Below are 18,238 nucleotides of genomic sequence, written 5' to 3'. Positions count from 1 at the left end.
GACGCTCAGCGCCCAGCCAGCAAACCGACGATCAGCCCGCCCACCGCCGCCAGCGCGATCGACCTCCAGGGGTTCTCGTGCACGTAATCCTCGGTGCCTGCCCTTGCCTGCCGATAACGCGCCGCGACGACATCCTGCGCATCCGCGAGCGCGGCGCGCGCGCGGCGCGGCACCGGCCGCGCCGGATGGAACTCGCTGCCCTGCCCTTCGGCCCTGGCGGCGGCGGGCTGGGCGAGCACGGTCGGGCTGTCGCCGCCCTCGAGCACGCTGCCGTGCACGTGATACGGCGCGTACATCGCCGGCTTGTGCGCCGCACCCGGCGCGAGCGGCGTCACGCTCGCGGCCTGCCCGTGCGTCATGCCGGGCGTGAGCGCCGCTTCCATCGCGCTTGCGACCGTGCGGCGCGCGATGGGCGGATCGCCCGTGGGTATCGTCCGGATCGTGGATGCGCTGCCGTTTGCCTTTTCCATGGTTATCTCCCGTTCACTGCGTCCACCGCCTTCCGATGATGCAAGAGTCGCACCGAATGCGCGCGCCGGCAACCCGCCCGATAGTGGCCACCCGGCCCGCGCGGCACATGGCAATTTTTCTCACATAACGGTGAGAATTGCTCGTTTGCCGGCACGCCCGCGCGCGCCTACGATCCGTGGCGTAGAGCGAAGCCGGGCGCGTGTCCCGAAAGAGGCGGCGCAACACGAGCCGCGCGCCAGCGCTGCATCTTTCGTTTCACGCCGCGCGGAAACGTCGGCTGGCCGCGCGCCGCTACGATGGCTTCGCTTTCCGACTCCTTTTGCGAAGCCAGCCATGAATCCCGTCAATCTCGTTCAGCTGTTCATCCTTGCCGCGCTGTGGGGCGGTTCGTTCCTGTTCATCCGCGTCGGCGTGACCGATCTCGGCGTCGCGCCGCTGATGGCGCTGCGCGTCGGCATCGGCGCGGCGTTTCTGCTTCTGATGCTGGTGCTGCGCGGCACCGCGCGCCAGGCCTTATCGACGATGCGCGAGCGCGCGTGGCCGCTCTTCGTCGTCGGCGTCCTGAATTCCGCCGCGCCGTTCTGCCTGTTCGCGTATGCGGAGCTCACGCTGTCGGCGGGCGTCACGTCCGTCATCAACGCGACGACGCCGCTCTGGGGCGCGATCGTCGCCTTCTTCTGGCTCGACGACCGGTTGACGCGCATGCGTATCGCGGGCCTCGCGATCGGCTTCGCGGGCGTGCTCGCGCTCGTCTGGGACCAGATGTTCGCGCATGAAGCGAGCGCTGCTCCCGTCTCGCCGATGACGACCGCACTCGCCGCCCTCGCCGCGCTCGCGGCGTCGGCCAGCTACGGCGTTGCCGCGAGCTACACCAAGAAGCATCTGATGGGCGTCGATTCGCTGACGGTCGCCGCCGGCACGATGAGCGCGGCGACCCTGGTGCTGCTGCCCTTCGCGATCGTCTTCTGGCCGGCTGGCACGGTGTCGCTCCACGCGTGGGGCTCGGTGCTCGGGCTGGGCGTCGCGTGCACGGGCGTCGCGTACATGATGTTCTTCCATCTCATCTCGGTGGTCGGCCCCGCCCGCGCGATCACCGTCACCTTCCTGATCCCGATCTTCGGCATTCTGTGGGGCGCGCTGTTCCTCGCCGAGCGGGTCTCGATGGGCATGGCGGCGGCATGCGCGATCGTGCTGGTCGGCACCGCGCTCGCGACGGGCGTGGTCAAGCGCATGCCCTTGATGGGCGCGCGCCGGACGCAATGCGCGAAGGAAAGCAAGGCGTGATTCAGTGCCAGTGACGCGCGAGCGGCCCGTCCTCTCCGGCGACGGGATCGCTCCTCGGAAACGGCAGCTCTTCCATCGCGATGCGCTCCGGCTCGCTGATCGCTTCGCGCCGGATATCCCATTGCTGGCCCGGCGGATACGCGCCGACCACCTGAAAGCGGCGTCCTGCCGTCAGCAGGCAATGACCAGTGCCGGCGGGGAGGACGAGCGCATCGCCTGCGCAGACGGCAATCACGCGCCCGTGCGGGCCGCCGAGAATCAGCTCGGCGTCGCCCGAAGCGATGCCGAGCGCCTCATGCGCCGTCGAATGGAAATGGTGATAATCGAAGACACCGTCGCGCCATTGCGGCGGCCAGCCGTTCTGCGCGAACAGGGCCTCGAAACGGGCGGCGAGGTCCGCCGCGTGCGGATCGATCGCGCCGCGCCATACGAGCACCGGCAGGCGCGTGTTATTCGGCACCCAGCCGTTTGGCGGCAGCATGAAATGCTCGCAGCGCGCGTTTCGCGCGAGCAAGCTTACGGTTTGCTCAGCCATCTTGCGCTTTCTCCTGAGAGGTCGGAGAAAGCGCAGCAACAGACGTTCCAGTGCGGCTCGATGCTATTCGGCCGTCGCCCGCATCAGCGGCCGTGCCAGTGCCCGCCGCCTCCGCCGCCGCTGAAGCCGATTCCGAGCGACACCGACGGCGCCGCGTAATATCCCGGCCCATACGCATAGCCATAAGCAGGTGCGTAGCCGTATGCCGGCGCGGGCGCGTAGCCGTAAGGCGGCGCGTAGACGCAACCGCCGAGCGCCGCCGCCAGCACCAGCGCGGCGGGCACGATCAAAGAGCGCGCGACGCGCGCGCCGGTTCGAGTTCGAGTTGAATTTTTCATGATGATGCCCCGTTCCCCGATTCCCTTCGCTTACCAGTGCCGATAGCCGTAGTAACCGCCGCCGTGATGCGCATACCAGTCGCGGCGTCCCCAGTAGCGGTAGCCATCCCAGTAGCGGTCGCCATGCCATCCCACTACGATGGCGGGCGCGGGCGCGACGACGACCGGGGCCGGCTGATACACGACGGGCGGAGGCGGCGGCGCCACGTAGACGGGCGCGGGCGGCGCATAGACAGGCGCGGCATACACCGGCGCCGCATAAACGGGAGCGACGGGAACCCCGAGATTGATGCCGACGCTCACGCGCGCCATCGCCGCTTCGCAGGCAAGCCCTGCCGACAGCGCGATTCCGATCCCGACCAAGCCCTTGATGTTCATTTCTTCCTCTTCTTGGAACGCCGTCACGAAGACCGCCATGCGATCCTGAATTCATATCCGGCCATGAATCCATGTTAGCCGCGCCTTTTACGCGCTGAGTTACAAGCCATGTAACAGATGTGAACACTGAAACGAATGTGCGGAAACGCGCGTGAGCACGCTCGCCCGTGCGCGGGTTGCGCGGCCTTGCACCGCCGTGGGATAGTTCCGGCTTCGTCAAACGGACGGCGGGACGATGGATCTGTTGCGGAGCATGAGGATCTTTGCGCGGGTGGCGGAAGCATCGAGCTTCACTGTCGCGGCGCAGCATATGGATATCACCACGGCGCAGGCGTCGCGCGCCGTCACCGAGCTCGAGACGCATCTGCGCACGCGTCTTCTGAACCGCACGACACGCCGCGTCGCGCTCACGGACGCCGGCAACCGCTATCTCGCCCGCTGCAAGGAAGTGCTCGAGCTCGTCGATCTCTCCGAGGCCGAAGCGAGCAACGCGCAGGTTTCCCCGAGCGGCGTGCTGCGCATGCATGCGCCGATCACCTTCGGCCAGCATTACGTCGTGCCCGCGCTCACGCGCTATCTGGAAGCGCATCCGCAGGTGCGCGTCGAGCTGACGCTGTCGCAGCAGGTGCCCGACATGCTCGACGAAGGCTACGACGTCTTCCTGCAGGTCACCACGTCCACCCTGCCCGACTCCGCGCTCGTCTCCACGAAAATCTGCTCGATGCCGAGCGTGCTCTGCGCATCGCCTGCTTATCTGAAGAAAGCGGGCATCCCGCGCGATATCGGCGATCTGTCGAGCCACGCGTGCCTGCAACTCGTGACGACCTTCTTCCCCGTCGACCGATGGACCTTCGAAGGCCCGCGCGGACAGGTCGAGATGGAGCTGGACCCCGGCCGCCTGCGCGTGAATTCCGCCGACGCGCTCGCCGTCGCGCTGTCGAACGGCCTCGGCATCGCGCCCTTGCCCATGCTCGCGGCGCTGCCGTGGCTGCAGAGCGGCGCGCTCGTGCGCGTGCTGCCCGAGTGGGAACTCCAGACGATGACCATCTACGCGATGTACGCGTCCCGCCAGTATCTCGACGCGAAGATCCGGACGTGGGTTGCGTTCCTGCGCGAATTCGTCGAAGGAACGCTCGCGAACGAGCCGGCCTGAGCGCGCCGGCAAACATCGCATCCCTAATACAAATCAACTGCCCGGATGCGTGAGCCGGCGCATCTAAACGCGTAGTTGCAAGCATGCTTCGGAACACTAAACTGCTTGATGGTGCGCCTGCATTCGTTGACGACGATGCACCGCAACAGAAAGGAGTCGGCCGACATGATCAAGACTCTGCGCACAAACATCGCGTCCCCCGCGCTGCGGCTCTGCACGGCCACGCTTCTCGGCGCGGCTTTCGCGCTTGCGCATGCGGGGCCGAGCGGCGGGCGCGTCGTCGCGGGCGCCGGCTCGGTCACGAGCGCGGGCGCGAACACGACCATTCAGCAGAACAGCGGCCGCCTCGCCATCGACTGGAATTCGTTCAGCACGCGCCCGGGTGAATCCATCACGTTCAATCAGCCCGGCGCGAATGCGATCGCGCTCAATCGCGTCACCGGGCCGCGCCCTTCGGCGCTCTTCGGCAGGCTGGACGCGAACGGGCAGGTCTTCATCGTCAATCCGAATGGCGTGATTTTCGGGCCGGGCGCGCAGGTGAACGTCGGCGGCCTGCTCGCGTCGACGCTCAATCTTTCGACGAACGATTTCATGAGCGGCCATTACACCTTCGCGGGCGGCGAGCGCTGGCATCATCACCATCACGACGACGGTGCAGCGGTCGTCAATCTCGGCTCGATCAAAAGCGCGCCGGGCGGCTATGTCGCGCTGATCGGCGCGCGCGCGATCAACGCCGGCACGATCGACTCGCCCGGCGGGTTCGCCGCGCTCGCGGCGGGCGAGCGCATCGCGGTGACGCTCGGCGATCACAGCATGATCGGCCTCTCGGTAGAACGCGGCGCACTGCACGCGCTCGCCGCCAATCACGGACTGATTCAGGCCGATGGCGGTCAGGCATGGCTCGCCGCGAGCGCCGAGGATGCGCTTTTCGCGAACGTCGTGAACAACACGGGCGTCATCCGCGCGCGTAGCGCCGTGAACCAGAACGGCGTGATCCGGCTCGTCGCGGAGAGCGGCATCGTGCAGGTCGGCGGGACGCTCGACGCGTCCGCGCCAGGCGGCGGCAACGGCGGCACTATCGAGACGGCGGGCACGCAGGTGCGCGTCGCGCCCGATGCGCAGGTCACGACGGCGGCGGCATCGGGGCGAACCGGAACGTGGCGCATCGCGAGCGATTTCGCTGCGCTCGTCGGCTCGGGCGACCGCTTCGGGCAGCGCTTCGGCACGATCCAGAGCACCACGCTCTCGCGCGTGCTCGAATCGACCAATGTGTCGATCAGTGCCGCCGCGCCTTCGGGCTTCGAGCCGTTCGGCTTTGTGCTGATCGATGGCCCCGTCGCGTGGCGCGGCGCCAACACGCTTTCGCTCGCGGCGCAGAGCGGCATTCTGCTCGATGCGCCGATCAGCGCGCCGCGCGGCACGCTGTCGATGACGACGGCCGGCGTGACCACGCAGCGCGCGCCCATCGAAGCGGCCAATGTCGCGCTGCAAGGCGGCGGCACGTATCGGCTGACGAACGCGGGCAATCGCATCGGCACGCTCGCCGCCGATGCCGCCACGGTCGCCGTCGACGATAGCGCGCCGCTCACCATCGGCAGCGTCGCCGGACTGACGGGCGTGTCGGCGAGCGGCGCGGTCACGCTCACGGCGCCGTCGCTGACGCTCGCCGCGCCGGTCACGAGCCGCGCGAGCGGCACGGCCATCACGCTCGCCGCCGCGAGCTTCGACAATCGCGCGGGCTCGCGGGCGCTTTCCGCGCCGAACGGCCGCTGGCTCGTCTACACCGATTCGCCCGACACCGACGCCTTCGGCGGCCTGCAAAGCGGCAACCTCGCGCTCTGGGGCGACGCCTACACGGGCGGCGCCGATCCGCGCGCCGCGGCGTCACCGGGCAACCGCTTCGCCTTCAACGCGCTCCAGCAGGTCACACTGACGGCGATCAACATCGACGTGCCGTTCGCCACGCCGCACACGCTCGGCCCCAACGACGTCACGATCGCGCTGCGCTACAACGGCGCGAAGTACGGCAATGCCTTCGCGGACAGCCCGACCGTTCACGAACCTTTCGTCTTCACGGTGACGAGCACGGGCGCGGCGCCGGGCGCGCCGAGCGGCACCTACGCGATCACGATCACGGCGACGGGCGGCCCGACCGGCTACAAGATCACGACGCAAGGCGGCACGCTGCACATCGCCGGCGCGCCGACGCCGCCCGTTCCCCCGGCGCCGCCCACGCCGCCCCAACAACCCGTGACACCGCAGCCGCCGGAATCGGTCGTGACGACCGTGGCGGCGCTGCCCGGCATTCTCGATTCCGTGCGCACGGACGCCGCCAATCCCCCACATCTCTTCGACGCGACGCCGGGCCTCCAGCCGGAGTCCGCGCCGCTCGTGCGGCAGCGCACCGATTCGTCGAGCGACGGCAGCCGCCTGCCGGACGACGCATGGCCCGGCCACGTATGCCGTATGTGAGGGCGCGCCGCGTGCGACGCTTCGGGCCTCACGCACGATGCCGGCGCATCGCGGCGCGGCGGCTCGCCGTGCTGTTCGCGACGCTCGTCGCGGCCTGTGCGCGCGACATGCGCGATGTGCACGCACAGGCGCTGCCGAACGCGGGCAGCACCCTGCGCGAGCAGCAGCAGCAAGCGCCCGTGCCGCCGCCGCCGTCCGATCTGCGCCTGAACGTGACGCCCGCGCCCGAGCCGCCGCCCGCATCCAGCGCGCCGGGCGGCATCCGCTTCGAGGTGAAAGGCTTCGAGTTCACCGGCAACACGCTCTTTTCAGCGGCGGAACTGGCCGATGTCGCGCGCCCGGTCATCGGCCCGGATCGTTCGCTCGACGATCTCGAAAACGCAGCCGATCGCGTGAGCGCGTTTTACCGCCGGCACGGCTATCTGGTCGCGCGCGCGTATGTGCCGCCGCAGCAGATCGATAACGGCGTCGTGCGCATCGCGGTGAGCGAGGGACGCTACGGGCATATCGGCATCGACAACCGGTCGCGCACGCGCGATCCGGTCATCGCGCGCTTCTTCGACACGCTCAAGCCGGGCGACGTGATCGACGAGCACGCCCTCACCCGCGCGACGCTGCTCGCGCAGGACGCCGCCGGCACGACGGGCGCGAACGCGACGATCTCGCCGGGGCTTCTGCCCGGCACATCGGACATGACATTGCAGATGCCGCAGGCGCGGCCGCTGTCCGGCAGCGTGCAGGCCGACAACTACGGCCAGACGACGACCGGCACCGCGCGGCTGATCGGCGCGCTGCAATGGAACAATCCGCTCGGCATCGGCGATCAGTTGGGCGCGCGGCTGCTCGGGTCGATCACCGGGCAGTTCTACGGCAATATCGGCTACACGGTGCCGGTGGGCGGCAGCGGGCTCGCGTGGGGCATCGGCTATACGCGCTCGACGTACTCCGTCGGCGGCCAGTTCGACGAGCTCGACGCCTACGGCAGCGCGAACGTGTTCTCCACCTTTGTCAGCTATCCGCTGTTGCGCGCGCCGTCGGCAAACGTGTACACGACGCTCGGCTACGACCACAAGCTGCTGTCGGATCACCTGGGCGCGTTCGATTCCGTCAGCGACAAGACGAGCGACGTAGGGCGGCTCGGGCTGTCGGGCAATCTCACGCTCGAAAAGAGCATCACCACATTCGATACGAGCATCCAGCAGGGCAATCTGCGCTACAAGTCGCCGCAGCAGGAGCAGATCGCGTCGCAGATCGCGGGCTCGTTCACGAAGTTCGTGTTCGCGGTGACGCACATGCACGTGATCGGCGATCAGGCCAACGGCACGCAGCTCTACTTTTCGCTGACCGGCCAGGCGAGCTCGCGCAATCTCGATTCGTCGGAGCAGATCTCGCTCGGCGGCCCGTATGCGGTGCGCGCCTACGCGACCGGCGACGCGCCCGTCGACGAAGCGTATATCGCGACCTTCGAATTGCGGCAGACGATCAGGCAATCGCTCGTGCCGGTGCTCGTCACGCTGGCGGGTTTCATCGATACCGCCGACGGCAAGATCGTCGCGCATCCGGTCGTGCCGGGCACCAATCACGTGCGGCTCTCGGGGCTTGGCGTCGGCGCGACCTTTACCGCGCCGCACGACTATTTGCTCTCGATGTCCTACGCGCACACGCTCGGCCATGTGCCGCCGACGCTCGGCACCGGCCACGCGAACCGCTTCTGGATCGCGCTTACGAAGTCCTTCTGAGGCCGATCATGACGCGCGCCCGACGCCTTCTCCTGCTGCTCCCGCTGCTCCCGCTGCTCCTGCTCCTGGCCGCGCGCGCCGCATGCGCGGAGCCGGTCGCGACGATCACCGCGCTCGTCGGCAATGTCGCTATCCAGTCGGCGGGCGGCGCGCAGCGCGTGGCGGCGGTCGGCGGCGGCATCGACAACGGCGACACCGTGCAGACCGGCGTCGCGTCCGAAATCGTGATGATCTTCACCGACAGGCAGCGCGTCTATCTGAAGCCCGGCTCGGTGTTTCGCGTCGACGATTTTCATTACGCGGCGAACGCGCCGCAGGAAGACCGCAGTTTTCTCTCGCTCGTCAAAGGCGGATTGCGCGCGGTCGACGGGCTCGTCGCGAAGGAAGGCAAGCCGGAGAACTATCGCGTGAAGACGCCGACCTCGACCATCGGCATACGCGGCACCGAGTACTCCGTCACCGATTGCGCCAACCTCGAGCCCGGCGGCAACGCGGACTGCAAGGGCGATCAGATCGTCGTCTACGACGGGCAGATCGTCGTGATCAATCAGGTCGACAGGCAGATCGTGCGCGCGGGCGAAGGCACGATCGTCATCAACGCGCGGCTGCCGTTCCACGTGCTGCCGGCATCGCGGGTCACGCCGGTGGTGCCGTCGGCGGCGTGCCGCTAGCGGGCGCCGCGATGAAAGCGCACGGCATCGCGGACGAGCAGACGCGGGCGGCGCGATGAACACGCGCGAGCCGCTCGCGTTCGTGCTGCGACGCTCGGGCGCGCGCTGGGCGCTGGGGCTCGCGATCGTCGTCGCGCTCGCGGGACACGCACTCGCGCGCTACGACATCCGCTTCGTCGATGCGCTCGACGCGATGATCTACGACGCGAAGGTGCGTCTCTTCATGCCGCGCACGACCGATGCGCGCATCGCGATACTCGACATCGACGAGAAAAGTCTCGCCGAGCTCGGCCGCTGGCCGTGGGACCGCGCGCGCATGGCGGCGCTCGTCGATGCGCTCTTCGCGCGCGAGCGCATCGCGGTGCTCGGCTTCGACATGGTGTTCGCGGAACCCGACGCGAGTTCGGGCCTTCCCGTGCTCGACGAGCTCGCGCGCGGCGCGCTCGCGGACGACGCCGGTTATCGCCGCGCGCTCGACGCACTCGCGCCGCGCCTCGACTACGACCGGCGCTTCGCCGATGCGCTCGCGGGCCATCCCGTCGTGCTCGGCTATTACTTCTCGAATCAGGATGCATCGAGCGGCGCGATTCCCGCGCCCCTCATGAGCGCGGGCGCGTTCGGCGCGCATCCGCTCACGCTTTTCGACTGGACGAGCTACGGCGGCAATCTTCCCGCGCTGCAACAGGCGGCGCGGCGCGCGGGCTATTTCAATCCGGTGATCGATTTCGACGGGTCCGTGCGCCGCGTGCCGCTCGTCACCGCACACCGCGACGGCGTGTACGGCGCGCTGTCGCTCGAAGTGATCCGCGCGCTCTTCGGCGACGCTTCGGTCGCGCCGCTTTTCGACGATCCCGCCGATCCCGCCGCGCCGCTCGCGGGCCTCGCGCTGTCGACGCCGCGCGGCGCGCGCATCGTTCCCGTCGATGAAAACGGCGCGGCGCTCGTGCCGTATCGCGGCGCGGCGGGCAGCTTTCCGTACTACTCGATCGCCGATGTGCTCGCAGAGCGTATTCCGGCGGGCGCGCTCGCAGGCAAGATCGCGCTCGTCGGCACGACGGCGCCGGGGCTGATGGATCAGCGCACGACGCCCGTCGGCGAGGTGTATCCGGGCGTCGAAGTGAATGCGAATCTGATCGCCGGCATGCTCGACGGCACGATCCGCTTCGAGCCGCCGTTCGCCCCGGCGTTGCAGGCGTTCGCGCTCGCCGTCGCCGGTTTCGCGATGATCTTCCTGTGGCCGTGGCGCGCGCCCGCCCGCGCGACGCTCCTGAGCGCGCTGCTCGTCGCGGCGATCGTCGCAGCGGACCTGTACGCGTTCGCGCGGCCCGGCTGGTCGATTCCGGTGGCGTCGCTGCTGCTCGCGGTGCTCGCGCTCTACGTGCTCAACATGTCGTATGGCTATTTCGTCGAGGCGCGCGCGAAACGCCATTTCGCCGCGCTCTTCGGGCAATACGTGCCGCCCGAGCTCGTCGAGGAGATGAGCCGCCATCCCGAGGACTACAGCATGGCGAGCCGCCGCGCGGAGCTGACCGTGCTGTTCTGCGACGTGCTCGGCTTCACCGCGATCGCCGAAACGCTCGAGCCGGAAGCGCTCGCGCGCCTGATGAACGAGTATCTCGGCACGATGACCGCGGTGATACGCGCGCATCGCGGCACGCTCGACAAGTACATCGGTGATGCGATCATGGGCTTCTGGGGCGCGCCCGTGGACGATCCGGATCACGCGCGCCATGCGGTCGCGGCGGCGCTCGGCATGCGCGCGGCGCTCGTCGATCTGAACCGCACGCTGACGGCGCGCGGCTGGCCGACGTTATGGATCGGCATCGGCATCAATACGGGGCCGATGACCGTCGGCGACATGGGCTCGTCCGTGCGCAAGGCCTACACCGTGATGGGCGATGCGGTGAACGTCGCGGCGCGGCTCGAAGGGCTCACGCGGCGTTTCGATATCGACATCATCGTCGGCGAGGCGACGCGCGCGCAGGTGCCCGACGTGGTGTTCCGCGAGATCGACCGCGTGCGCGTGAAGGGACGCGTCGCGCCGATCGCGGTGTTCGAGCCGCAGCCGCCGCACGAACATGCTGATGCGCTCGCGCGCTGGCACGCGGCGCTCGCGCACTATCGCGCGCGCGAGTGGAACGAGGCGGAAACGCTACTCGCGACGCTCGCGGCGCAGTATCCTCAACAACAGGTGTATGGGATCTATCGCAAGCGTATCGATGCGCTGCGAGGCGTCGAATTGCCCGAGGACTGGGACAGCGTGAGCGCATTCGATACGAAGTGAAACCGGCGGGGCGGACCAGCAAGGCTGCATCATGAACGTTCGGGTACTCGGCTGTAGCGGCGCGATCGGCAGCGGCGGCGCTGCGCATGAACCCGGCGGCACAACGGCGCTGCTTGTCGACGACGATCTGCTGATCGATGCCGGCACGGGCGTCGGCGTGTTGAGCGACGACGAGCTCGCGCGTATCGATCATGTGTTCCTCACGCATTCGCATCTGGATCACCTCGCGTATCTGCCGCTCATGATCGACGCCGTGAGCGATGCGCGCGACGCGCCGCTGACGGTCCACGCGAGCCGCGCGACGCTCGATATCCTGCGCGCGCATGTCTTCAATAACCTGATCTGGCCGGACTTCACGCGCATTCCTTCGCCGCAGGCGCCGGGGGTGTGTTTCGAAGCGCTGGAGACCGGCGAGCGTGTGACGCTCAATGGACGCATCGTGACGGCTTTGCCCGCGCGCCATGTGGTGCCGTCTATGGGATATGCACTTTCCACGAATCAGGCGTCGCTTGCGTTCAGCGGCGACACCACGACGAATCCGGAGTTCTGGGCCACGGTGTCTTCGTTGCCGGGATTGCGTTACGTGATCGTCGAAACCGCATTTCCCGATGCGCAGATCCGCCTCGCGCACGCGGCGCATCATTACTGTCCGAGGCTCATCGCCGACGATCTGCGCGGCGTCGAGATGCAAGCCGAGCTGCTGATTTCGCATCTGAAACCGCCGCACGGCGCGCAGATCATCGACGAACTGCGCGCCGCGTTGCCGGGTGTTGCGTTACGGGCGTTGCGGGCGGGTGAAGTGCTGGCGTTGTGATGTCGGGGCGATAGTTGCATCGCTAGCTAGTTGCGCGCTTAAGGGATCGCTCAGCGCGCGCCCGCCGCCGCGCGGCGTTCGATGGCCCCCATGTTGGGCAGCAGATCGCCTCGCGCCATCGCGCGCACCGTTCCCGCGATCAGCACGCCGATCACCACGTTCGCCGCGATGAACGCCGCAGGCGCAATCCACGCCACCGGTCCCGTCGCGCCGCGTTCGAGCATGCGGATCGCCATCGTCGGCAATGCGGCTGCGCCGAAACTGAATGCCCAGTATGAAGGCGTGAACGCGTTCTGACGAATCCATGGGATGAGACGCGCAAGCATCAGCGCCTGATAGAGCCCGTAACCGAGCAGCATGTAAGCGAACGTGTCGGGCACGCCGTGCGTGATCGCGAGATACGACACGCCTCCGACCACCGGCGGCGCGAGCTGAATACCCAGGCTCGGGCGCAGCGCTTCGGGCAGCGGCTCATGTACCGCCGCGCGATGCAGCACGATCGATTCGATCGCGAGCCACGAAAACACGCCCGCGCCGAAGAACAACATGCCGGTCTGCGTGAAGCCGAGCCCCGCCGCCGCCGTTCCCGCGACGAAGCTCGGTGCGACCGTCGGCAGATAGACGGCCGGCGTGGTCAGTTCCGGCTTGCGGCCGCCCTGCCAGAAGCGTCCGTGCAAATACGCGCCGAGCGCAAGCGAGCCCGACACGCCGATTGCAAACAGCGCAATCCCGACACCGCGCGAATACGTCTGCACGGCTTGCGCAGCGAGCATCGTCGACACCGGCACGAGCACCGCGAACGAAGACTGCACCGGATGACGCATTTCGGCGCTCGCCGCTTCGCGCTCGACGAGCCACTTGCGCCCATAGGCGATCAGAAGCGCGAGCCAGACGACGAGCGCAAGCGCCGTCAGCAGCGCGGGCACGGCATCGGGAATCGGCCACACGCGGGCCGCCGCGCGCCATGCGCCGCTGAGCGCGAGCGCGCCGACCGCGATGCCGAAGAACGCCACCGGCATCGGTGCAGCGTTGCGCGCGCCATTGTTCGTATCATTGTTGACGTTCATTGCCCTTCTCCTTGAAGTCCGCCGAAAGCGCGAAACGCGCTCGTTGCGTCGTTGGAGAAAGGTTAGTGGCGGCGGCCTCGCGCGCGAATGTCGCAGCGTCTCGTTCGTCTGCTCGCGCGTCTCAAAGTCGTATCACTCGCCGCCGCGCAGCTTCACCGCGATATCGTGCCAGTCGTTCACCGCGTGCTTCAGTTCACGGCATAGCTTCGGGTCGAGCGTATCGAGACGCGCCCACAAGTTCGCGAGCGTCTTTTCGCGTGCCTCGAACACGGCCACCGCCGCGACCCTGCTTGCACCGGACAGACGCGTCTCGGCATCGACGCACTCCATGTACAGATGCGCGAGATGCGGGTCTGCGAGCTCGACCGGGCGCAAATGAACAGCGGTAAAACGTGACTTCATGATGGTTTTCCCCGGCTCTCTTTTTCTTATGGACGTGAGCGCTTTCGCATCACGATTGCGCGTCAGTATGAAGGGCCGGTCATTGCCCTGACAAGCCGAATCATGGTCGCTTTGTGCGTTACGGACCCAGCAAACGTTTTCGCCTCGACGCGTGGAATCCCACGACGGGCAAGCGGTAACATGATCTCCATGAACCGTCCCACTTCGTCCACCTCGCGTTCCTCGTCGACATCCGCAAAGAAGGCTCATGGCAAGCGCCGCGGCCTCCTGCGCGGCGTCTTTGCACTGCGTCATTCGTGGGCGGGCCTCGTCGCGACGTGGCGCGAGGAAAGCGCGTTCCGTCAGGAAGCGTGCGCCGCCGCCGTGCTGCTGCCGATCGCCGCGTTCGTTCATGTGAGCGCGACGGAGCGCGTGCTGCTCGCGGCGTCGGTGCTGCTGGTTTTGCTCGTCGAACTCATCAACTCCAGCATCGAAGCGGCAATCGATCGCATTTCGCTCGAGCATCACGAACTCTCCGGACGCGCGAAGGATTGCGGCAGCGCGGCTGTGACCGTCGCGCTCGTGATCGCCGCGATGACCTGGGGCGTCATCTGCGGGCCGCTGGCATGGCACTGGCTGCGCGGGCATCTGTAGAACCGGAAGATTCATCGGGAGGAGTCATGCACGCGTCCCTCTCTCATGCTTGGCCCACTGCGGCGGATATCGTGATGATCCCCGCATCCCTCATCGCGCTCGCGGTCGTCGAAGTGTTTCATCCGCATCCGCACGATCTGATGCAGCTCGACGTCAACGCATGGCTTGCCGTGCACTATGCGCAGATTCCGCTTTTCGCGCTCGCGGCCATCGCTATCGCGGCGCTGGTGCGCGGGCTTCCGGGCATCGCGCCGGTCGTGTGCCGCATCGCCATGTTCGTGTTCGCGACGAGCTACATTGCCTTCGATACGGCGGCGGGCGTCGTCGTCGGCATCTTCGTCGAGGCCGCGCGTGCCTCGGGCGATGCGAACGCGTGGCGCATGGCCATCGACGCGGTCTGGACGCATCCCGTCGTCGGCAGCGCGCCCACGCTCGCGCTGCCGCTCTTCGCCGTGCTGGGATCGACCGCGTTGAGCGTGGGCGCGGCGGCGGCCGCCGTCGCGTTGCGCGAAGACGGACGTTCGTGGCCGCCGCTCCTGCTGCTCGTGATCGCGAGCTTCGGCATCGCGATCTTCAAGACGCATGCGTGGCCGGGCGGGCCGCTCACGTTCGGCGGCATGGGCATCGCGGCGGCGTGGCTGCTGTGGGAAGCGCGGCGCGGTTGAATCGCTTCGATGCGAATGTGTCGACGCGCCCGACGACGGCGCAGAATAATGGGCGGCGAATCCCGCGCCTTCAATAAGCCCTCAACGACAGGAATTCAAGCCGATGAACCGACCTCTTCGCTCGCGCCTTCTTCCATTCGCCGTGCTCCTTCTCGCCGCCTGCAGCACGCCCGTCGAATTCTCGGCGAGCGCGAACCCGCCATCTTTGAACAACGAAGGCGACGCCGACTTCAGCGGCATGGACAACTCGATGTCCGCGTGCAAGGCCGCCGCGAAGAAGGCCGGCGCGGGCCGTTGCACGCAGGTGCGCGCCTACGAGGCGTGCATGAAGGACAAGGGCTACATCACCGTGCTCGGCCCGGAGAATCCGCCGAACTGCGGTCAGCCCGAATGGGAGCAGGACGTGCGCAAATGGCTGAAATGAAGCCGTTCTATTTTCGGTGGGCCATGCGCATGAACAGCACATAGAGCAATGCACCCGCCGCCGCGCCGATCAGCCAGCCGAGATTGTTCGGCGGCAGGAGCTTGAGTATCTGCGTCGACAATTCCCAGCCGACCGAGATCACGCCCGATATGATCAGCGCCACGAGCCCGACCTTGTTCCAGCCGCCGTCGTAGTAGAAGCGTCCGCCGGGCTGCATCGTGTAGAGTTCGGCGGTCCTCACCTGCTGGCGCTTCACGAGGTAGTAGTCGGACATCATCACGCCGTACATCGGCGCGAGCACGGCGCCGAACACGGACACGAAAATCGTGATCGCCTTCGGGCTGTCGACGAAGATCCACGGGCACACGACCACCGCGAGAATCGACGCGATCAGACCGCCCTTCTTGAAGTCCACGTGCTTCGGAAAGAGATTGGCGATGTCATACGCGGGCGAGACGAAGTTCGCGACGATATTGATGCCCATCGTCGCGATGATGAACGTGATGCTGCCGATCGCCACCCACACCTTGTTCTCGATGCGCGAGACGATCTCGACGGGGTCCATGATCATCGTGCCGAACACCTTCTCGCTGCCCGCCGTGACGATCACCGTGATGATCGCGAACGCAACGAAGTTGAACGGCAGCCCGAGAAAATTGCCGATCTTCATCTGCCGCTCGCTCTTGGCGAAGCGCGAGAAGTCGCCGAAGTTCAAGAGCAGCGCCGCGAAATAGCTCACGACGAGCAGGATCGCGTTGATCATCGCGTGCAGTTGTTCGTCGCCGGTGAGCACCTTGCCGGAGAGCGTGAGATTCAGGCTGCCGAGACCCGCGCGATAGAGAATCCATCCCATCAGCACGAACATCACGACATACACGGCCGGCCCGCAGAAGTCGATGAACCTGCGGATGATCTCCATGCCGCGCTGAAAGATGATGAGCTGCAACAGCCACATGAAGAGAAAGCCCACCCAGCCGAGCAGGTCGAGCCTGAGGAAGCTCGTGTCGCGCCACGCGGCGACGGACGGCACGAACAGGAGCAGCAATGTCACGACGGCCTTCGACGCGAAATATGTCTGCACCCCGTACCACACGATGCCGACCACGCCGCGAATCAGCGCGGCGAGATTCGCGCCCATGACGCCCATCGAGACGCGCGCCATCACCGGGAACGGGATGCCGTGCCTGAGGCTCGGTTTGCCGACCCAGTTCATCAGCACATAGACCACGAGAATGCCGATGGTGAGCGCGAGCAGCACCTGCCAGCCGGAGATGCCGAGCAGAAAGAGGCTCGCGGCAAAGGTATAGCCGCCGACGCTGTGCACATCCGACATCCACATCGCGAAGATGCTGTAGCCGGTCCAGGTGCGCTTCGCGCGCGGCACGGGAGCGAGGTCGTGGTTGTAGAGGCGCTCGTCGGCGTTGACGATTTCCGCGTCGGCGCCGAGCGCGATGTCGTCGGCGGAGGTTGCGTGGGATGCGGCCATGATGTCCTCCAAAGCCTTCGACGGGCTCGTGTTATGCACCTAGATTAATCCATCAAAAACCGAAGGTGAAACCGCGTGCGCGCTGCACCGCCGCACATTAAAGTCCGGCCGGGCGGCTGCCGTTATGCGGAGCATGAGAAAACAACGCCTTGATTCACGGGACATGAACATTGCCTTCGCCGCCGCGGCCGAGGCGCTCGCGCTGTTTTGCCGGCTGCGCAACGTCGATGCCGCCAACTTGCCGGCGCGCGAAGTCGACGCCATCCTCGATCTTGCGTTCGAGGAAGCCGCGCAGCAGGCCGCGGCGCGCAGCGAGGCCCGCCGGCCGGGTTGACGCGCGCGTTTCGACCTCTCCGCTGCGCGCATGCCTTACAGGTGCGAAACTTGCTCGTACCGCGTGTCGGTCCGTAAGGGATGGGCAGCGCTCGCGCCGCGGAGGTCCCATGTCGAAGATTCTCGGCCCCGTGCTGGGCCCGCAGGTGAGAAGCGTCGCGCGCCATCCGCTCGGCTTCGCGATACGCACGGTGAAAGCCTTCCGCGCGAATCAGGGCCTGCTGCTCGCGGGCGCCGTCGCGTACTACGCGCTGCTGTCGATCGTTCCGCTCTTGATCCTGATCGTCATCGTGCTGTCGAAATTCGTCGGACAGCAGGCCTTGCTCGACGCGCTCACGCATTTGCTGGAATGGCTCGTGCCGGGCCAGGCGCGCGCGATCGTGCGCGAGCTCGCCAACTTTCTGGCGCATCGCGCGGTGCTCGGCTGGCTGCTGCTCGTCACGATGATCTTCTTCAGCTCGCTCGCCTTCACGGTGCTGGAGAACGCAATGTCGGTGATCTTCGTGCATCGCGTTGCGATCCGCCGCCGGCATTTTCTGCTCTCGGCGCTCCTGCCCTACTGCTACATCCTGTTTCTCGGCGTCGGCATGCTGATCGTCACGCTCGTGTCCAACGGCTTGCAGGCGATGGGCACCAGCAGCATCGATCTGCTCGGCGTCGAGGTGTCGCTGAAGGGCGTGTCGCGGCTCCTGCTCTATCTGCTCGGCTTCGCGGGCGAGATCTTCGTGCTCACGTCGATCTACATGGTGATGCCGGTCGGCAGGCCGTCGATACGGCTCGCGCTGCTCGGCAGCATCACCGCCGCCGTGCTCTGGGAAATCACGCGGCACTTTCTCGTGTGGTACTTCGCGACGCTCTCGCAGGTGAGCGTCGTGTATGGCTCGCTGACGACGGCGATCGTCGTGCTGTTCAGCCTCGAAGCGCTCGCGACGCTGCTGCTCTTCGGCGCGCAGGTGATCTCCGAATTCGAGCGCTTCGGCATCGAGGCAGATGCGCCGCCGCAGCGCTTCACCACCGATTGAAGCGGCGCAGCATGTCTTCCTCGCGCGCGTGCGCTACAGTGGTGCGCCCTCCCCAAGCGCGCTGCCG

The 18,238-nt window shown here is 67.1% G+C and carries 19 protein-coding genes; 12 read left to right on the top strand and 7 right to left on the bottom strand.

The window, feature by feature from the left end; genetic code table 11:
* Positions 1 to 5 precede the first annotated feature (5 nt).
* Entirely contained in the window at positions 6 to 470 is a 465-nt protein-coding gene (locus AC1Z32_RS20430; protein WP_483480303.1) for an ElaB/YgaM/YqjD family protein, read from the bottom strand.
* A 334-nt stretch (positions 471 to 804) separates the two neighbouring features.
* Here AC1Z32_RS20430 and AC1Z32_RS20425 point away from each other — a divergent pair, with 334 nt between their 5' ends.
* Entirely contained in the window at positions 805 to 1,755 is a 951-nt protein-coding gene (locus AC1Z32_RS20425) for a DMT family transporter (RefSeq protein WP_483480302.1), read from the top strand.
* A gap of 1 nt (position 1,756) precedes the next feature.
* Here AC1Z32_RS20425 and AC1Z32_RS20420 read toward each other — a convergent pair whose 3' ends face one another.
* From AC1Z32_RS20420 to AC1Z32_RS20410, 3 genes are all read right to left on the bottom strand, one after another.
* Positions 1,757 to 2,290, bottom strand: a complete 534-nt coding sequence (locus AC1Z32_RS20420; protein WP_483480301.1) for a cupin — start codon at positions 2,288 to 2,290, stop codon at positions 1,757 to 1,759.
* A gap of 83 nt (positions 2,291 to 2,373) precedes the next feature.
* Positions 2,374 to 2,628 (bottom strand): hypothetical protein, encoded by a 255-nt coding sequence (locus AC1Z32_RS20415; RefSeq protein ID WP_483480300.1) that lies wholly within the window; start codon positions 2,626 to 2,628, stop codon positions 2,374 to 2,376.
* A gap of 30 nt (positions 2,629 to 2,658) precedes the next feature.
* On the bottom strand, positions 2,659 to 3,006 hold the full coding sequence (locus tag AC1Z32_RS20410; protein WP_483481698.1) for a hypothetical protein: 348 nt from the start codon (positions 3,004 to 3,006) through the stop codon (positions 2,659 to 2,661).
* A 235-nt stretch (positions 3,007 to 3,241) separates the two neighbouring features.
* Here AC1Z32_RS20410 and AC1Z32_RS20405 point away from each other — a divergent pair, with 235 nt between their 5' ends.
* From AC1Z32_RS20405 to AC1Z32_RS20380, 6 genes are all read left to right on the top strand, one after another.
* The gene (locus AC1Z32_RS20405; protein WP_483480299.1) at positions 3,242 to 4,159 is read left to right on the top strand and encodes a LysR family transcriptional regulator; all 918 of its coding nucleotides are present in this window, start codon (positions 3,242 to 3,244) and stop codon (positions 4,157 to 4,159) included.
* A 165-nt stretch (positions 4,160 to 4,324) separates the two neighbouring features.
* Positions 4,325 to 6,631, top strand: a complete 2,307-nt coding sequence (locus AC1Z32_RS20400) for a two-partner secretion domain-containing protein (protein WP_483480298.1) — start codon at positions 4,325 to 4,327, stop codon at positions 6,629 to 6,631.
* Positions 6,604 to 8,370, top strand: coding sequence for a ShlB/FhaC/HecB family hemolysin secretion/activation protein (locus tag AC1Z32_RS20395; protein ID WP_483480297.1), 1,767 nt, complete (start codon positions 6,604 to 6,606; stop codon positions 8,368 to 8,370). The genes AC1Z32_RS20400 and AC1Z32_RS20395 overlap by 28 nt, the downstream gene beginning before the upstream one ends.
* 8 nt (positions 8,371 to 8,378) lie before the next feature.
* Positions 8,379 to 9,041, top strand: coding sequence for a FecR family protein (locus AC1Z32_RS20390; RefSeq protein ID WP_483480296.1), 663 nt, complete (start codon positions 8,379 to 8,381; stop codon positions 9,039 to 9,041).
* A gap of 55 nt (positions 9,042 to 9,096) precedes the next feature.
* Positions 9,097 to 11,325: a CHASE2 domain-containing protein gene (locus AC1Z32_RS20385; protein WP_483480295.1), complete on the top strand. Its 2,229-nt coding sequence runs from the start codon at positions 9,097 to 9,099 to the stop codon at positions 11,323 to 11,325.
* A gap of 31 nt (positions 11,326 to 11,356) precedes the next feature.
* A complete protein-coding gene (locus tag AC1Z32_RS20380) occupies positions 11,357 to 12,139 on the top strand; it encodes a 3',5'-cyclic-nucleotide phosphodiesterase (RefSeq protein ID WP_483480294.1) in 783 nt (260 codons plus the stop codon).
* 50 nt (positions 12,140 to 12,189) lie between these two features.
* Here AC1Z32_RS20380 and tehA read toward each other — a convergent pair whose 3' ends face one another.
* Entirely contained in the window at positions 12,190 to 13,206 is a 1,017-nt protein-coding gene (gene tehA / locus AC1Z32_RS20375) for a dicarboxylate transporter/tellurite-resistance protein TehA (protein ID WP_483480293.1), read from the bottom strand.
* A gap of 132 nt (positions 13,207 to 13,338) precedes the next feature.
* Positions 13,339 to 13,608 (bottom strand): hypothetical protein, encoded by a 270-nt coding sequence (locus tag AC1Z32_RS20370; protein ID WP_483480292.1) that lies wholly within the window; start codon positions 13,606 to 13,608, stop codon positions 13,339 to 13,341.
* Positions 13,609 to 13,797: 189 nt separating this feature from the next.
* Here AC1Z32_RS20370 and AC1Z32_RS20365 point away from each other — a divergent pair, with 189 nt between their 5' ends.
* The 3 genes from AC1Z32_RS20365 to AC1Z32_RS20355 all read left to right on the top strand — a co-directional run bounded on the left by AC1Z32_RS20365 (position 13,798) and on the right by AC1Z32_RS20355 (position 15,330).
* A complete protein-coding gene (locus tag AC1Z32_RS20365; protein ID WP_483480291.1) occupies positions 13,798 to 14,241 on the top strand; it encodes a diacylglycerol kinase in 444 nt (147 codons plus the stop codon).
* 74 nt (positions 14,242 to 14,315) lie between these two features.
* Positions 14,316 to 14,906 (top strand): hypothetical protein, encoded by a 591-nt coding sequence (locus tag AC1Z32_RS20360; protein WP_483480290.1) that lies wholly within the window; start codon positions 14,316 to 14,318, stop codon positions 14,904 to 14,906.
* A gap of 103 nt (positions 14,907 to 15,009) precedes the next feature.
* Entirely contained in the window at positions 15,010 to 15,330 is a 321-nt protein-coding gene (locus AC1Z32_RS20355) for a hypothetical protein (protein ID WP_483480289.1), read from the top strand.
* Between the two features lie 7 nt (positions 15,331 to 15,337).
* Here the strand turns inward: AC1Z32_RS20355 and AC1Z32_RS20350 are convergent, their stop codons facing one another.
* Positions 15,338 to 16,816, bottom strand: coding sequence for an NCS1 family nucleobase:cation symporter-1 (locus AC1Z32_RS20350; protein ID WP_483480288.1), 1,479 nt, complete (start codon positions 16,814 to 16,816; stop codon positions 15,338 to 15,340).
* Between the two features lie 163 nt (positions 16,817 to 16,979).
* On the opposite strand from AC1Z32_RS20350, the gene AC1Z32_RS20345 reads away from it, so the two are divergent.
* On the top strand, positions 16,980 to 17,150 hold the full coding sequence (locus tag AC1Z32_RS20345) for a hypothetical protein (protein WP_483480287.1): 171 nt from the start codon (positions 16,980 to 16,982) through the stop codon (positions 17,148 to 17,150).
* Positions 17,151 to 17,259: 109 nt separating this feature from the next.
* Positions 17,260 to 18,171 carry a YihY/virulence factor BrkB family protein gene (locus tag AC1Z32_RS20340; RefSeq protein WP_483480286.1) on the top strand — a complete coding sequence of 304 codons (912 nt, stop codon included), beginning with the start codon at positions 17,260 to 17,262 and terminating at the stop codon, positions 18,169 to 18,171.
* Positions 18,172 to 18,238: the final 67 nt, after the last annotated feature.

It is taken from the genome of Caballeronia sp. 11_S32 (genome assembly GCF_056930355.1).
Note: the sequence above shows the minus strand (reverse complement) of the source record. Positions and strands in the feature narration are given on the sequence as shown.

Bases quoted from the DNA above. Each gene is read 5' to 3' on its own strand.
- AC1Z32_RS20430 (WP_483480303.1), bottom strand. From the start codon at position 470: ATGGAAAAGGCAAACGGCAGCGCATCCACGATCCGGACGATACCCACG.
- AC1Z32_RS20425 (WP_483480302.1), top strand. From the start codon at position 805: ATGAATCCCGTCAATCTCGTTCAGCTGTTCATCCTTGCCGCGCTGTGG.
- AC1Z32_RS20420 (WP_483480301.1), bottom strand. From the start codon at position 2,290: ATGGCTGAGCAAACCGTAAGCTTGCTCGCGCGAAACGCGCGCTGCGAG.
- AC1Z32_RS20415 (WP_483480300.1), bottom strand. From the start codon at position 2,628: ATGAAAAATTCAACTCGAACTCGAACCGGCGCGCGCGTCGCGCGCTCT.
- AC1Z32_RS20410 (WP_483481698.1), bottom strand. From the start codon at position 3,006: ATGAACATCAAGGGCTTGGTCGGGATCGGAATCGCGCTGTCGGCAGGG.
- AC1Z32_RS20405 (WP_483480299.1), top strand. From the start codon at position 3,242: ATGGATCTGTTGCGGAGCATGAGGATCTTTGCGCGGGTGGCGGAAGCA.
- AC1Z32_RS20400 (WP_483480298.1), top strand. From the start codon at position 4,325: ATGATCAAGACTCTGCGCACAAACATCGCGTCCCCCGCGCTGCGGCTC.
- AC1Z32_RS20395 (WP_483480297.1), top strand. From the start codon at position 6,604: ATGGCCCGGCCACGTATGCCGTATGTGAGGGCGCGCCGCGTGCGACGC.
- AC1Z32_RS20390 (WP_483480296.1), top strand. From the start codon at position 8,379: ATGACGCGCGCCCGACGCCTTCTCCTGCTGCTCCCGCTGCTCCCGCTG.
- AC1Z32_RS20385 (WP_483480295.1), top strand. From the start codon at position 9,097: ATGAACACGCGCGAGCCGCTCGCGTTCGTGCTGCGACGCTCGGGCGCG.
- AC1Z32_RS20380 (WP_483480294.1), top strand. From the start codon at position 11,357: ATGAACGTTCGGGTACTCGGCTGTAGCGGCGCGATCGGCAGCGGCGGC.
- tehA (WP_483480293.1), bottom strand. From the start codon at position 13,206: ATGAACGTCAACAATGATACGAACAATGGCGCGCGCAACGCTGCACCG.
- AC1Z32_RS20370 (WP_483480292.1), bottom strand. From the start codon at position 13,608: ATGAAGTCACGTTTTACCGCTGTTCATTTGCGCCCGGTCGAGCTCGCA.
- AC1Z32_RS20365 (WP_483480291.1), top strand. From the start codon at position 13,798: ATGAACCGTCCCACTTCGTCCACCTCGCGTTCCTCGTCGACATCCGCA.
- AC1Z32_RS20360 (WP_483480290.1), top strand. From the start codon at position 14,316: ATGATCCCCGCATCCCTCATCGCGCTCGCGGTCGTCGAAGTGTTTCAT.
- AC1Z32_RS20355 (WP_483480289.1), top strand. From the start codon at position 15,010: ATGAACCGACCTCTTCGCTCGCGCCTTCTTCCATTCGCCGTGCTCCTT.
- AC1Z32_RS20350 (WP_483480288.1), bottom strand. From the start codon at position 16,816: ATGGCCGCATCCCACGCAACCTCCGCCGACGACATCGCGCTCGGCGCC.
- AC1Z32_RS20345 (WP_483480287.1), top strand. From the start codon at position 16,980: ATGAACATTGCCTTCGCCGCCGCGGCCGAGGCGCTCGCGCTGTTTTGC.
- AC1Z32_RS20340 (WP_483480286.1), top strand. From the start codon at position 17,260: ATGTCGAAGATTCTCGGCCCCGTGCTGGGCCCGCAGGTGAGAAGCGTC.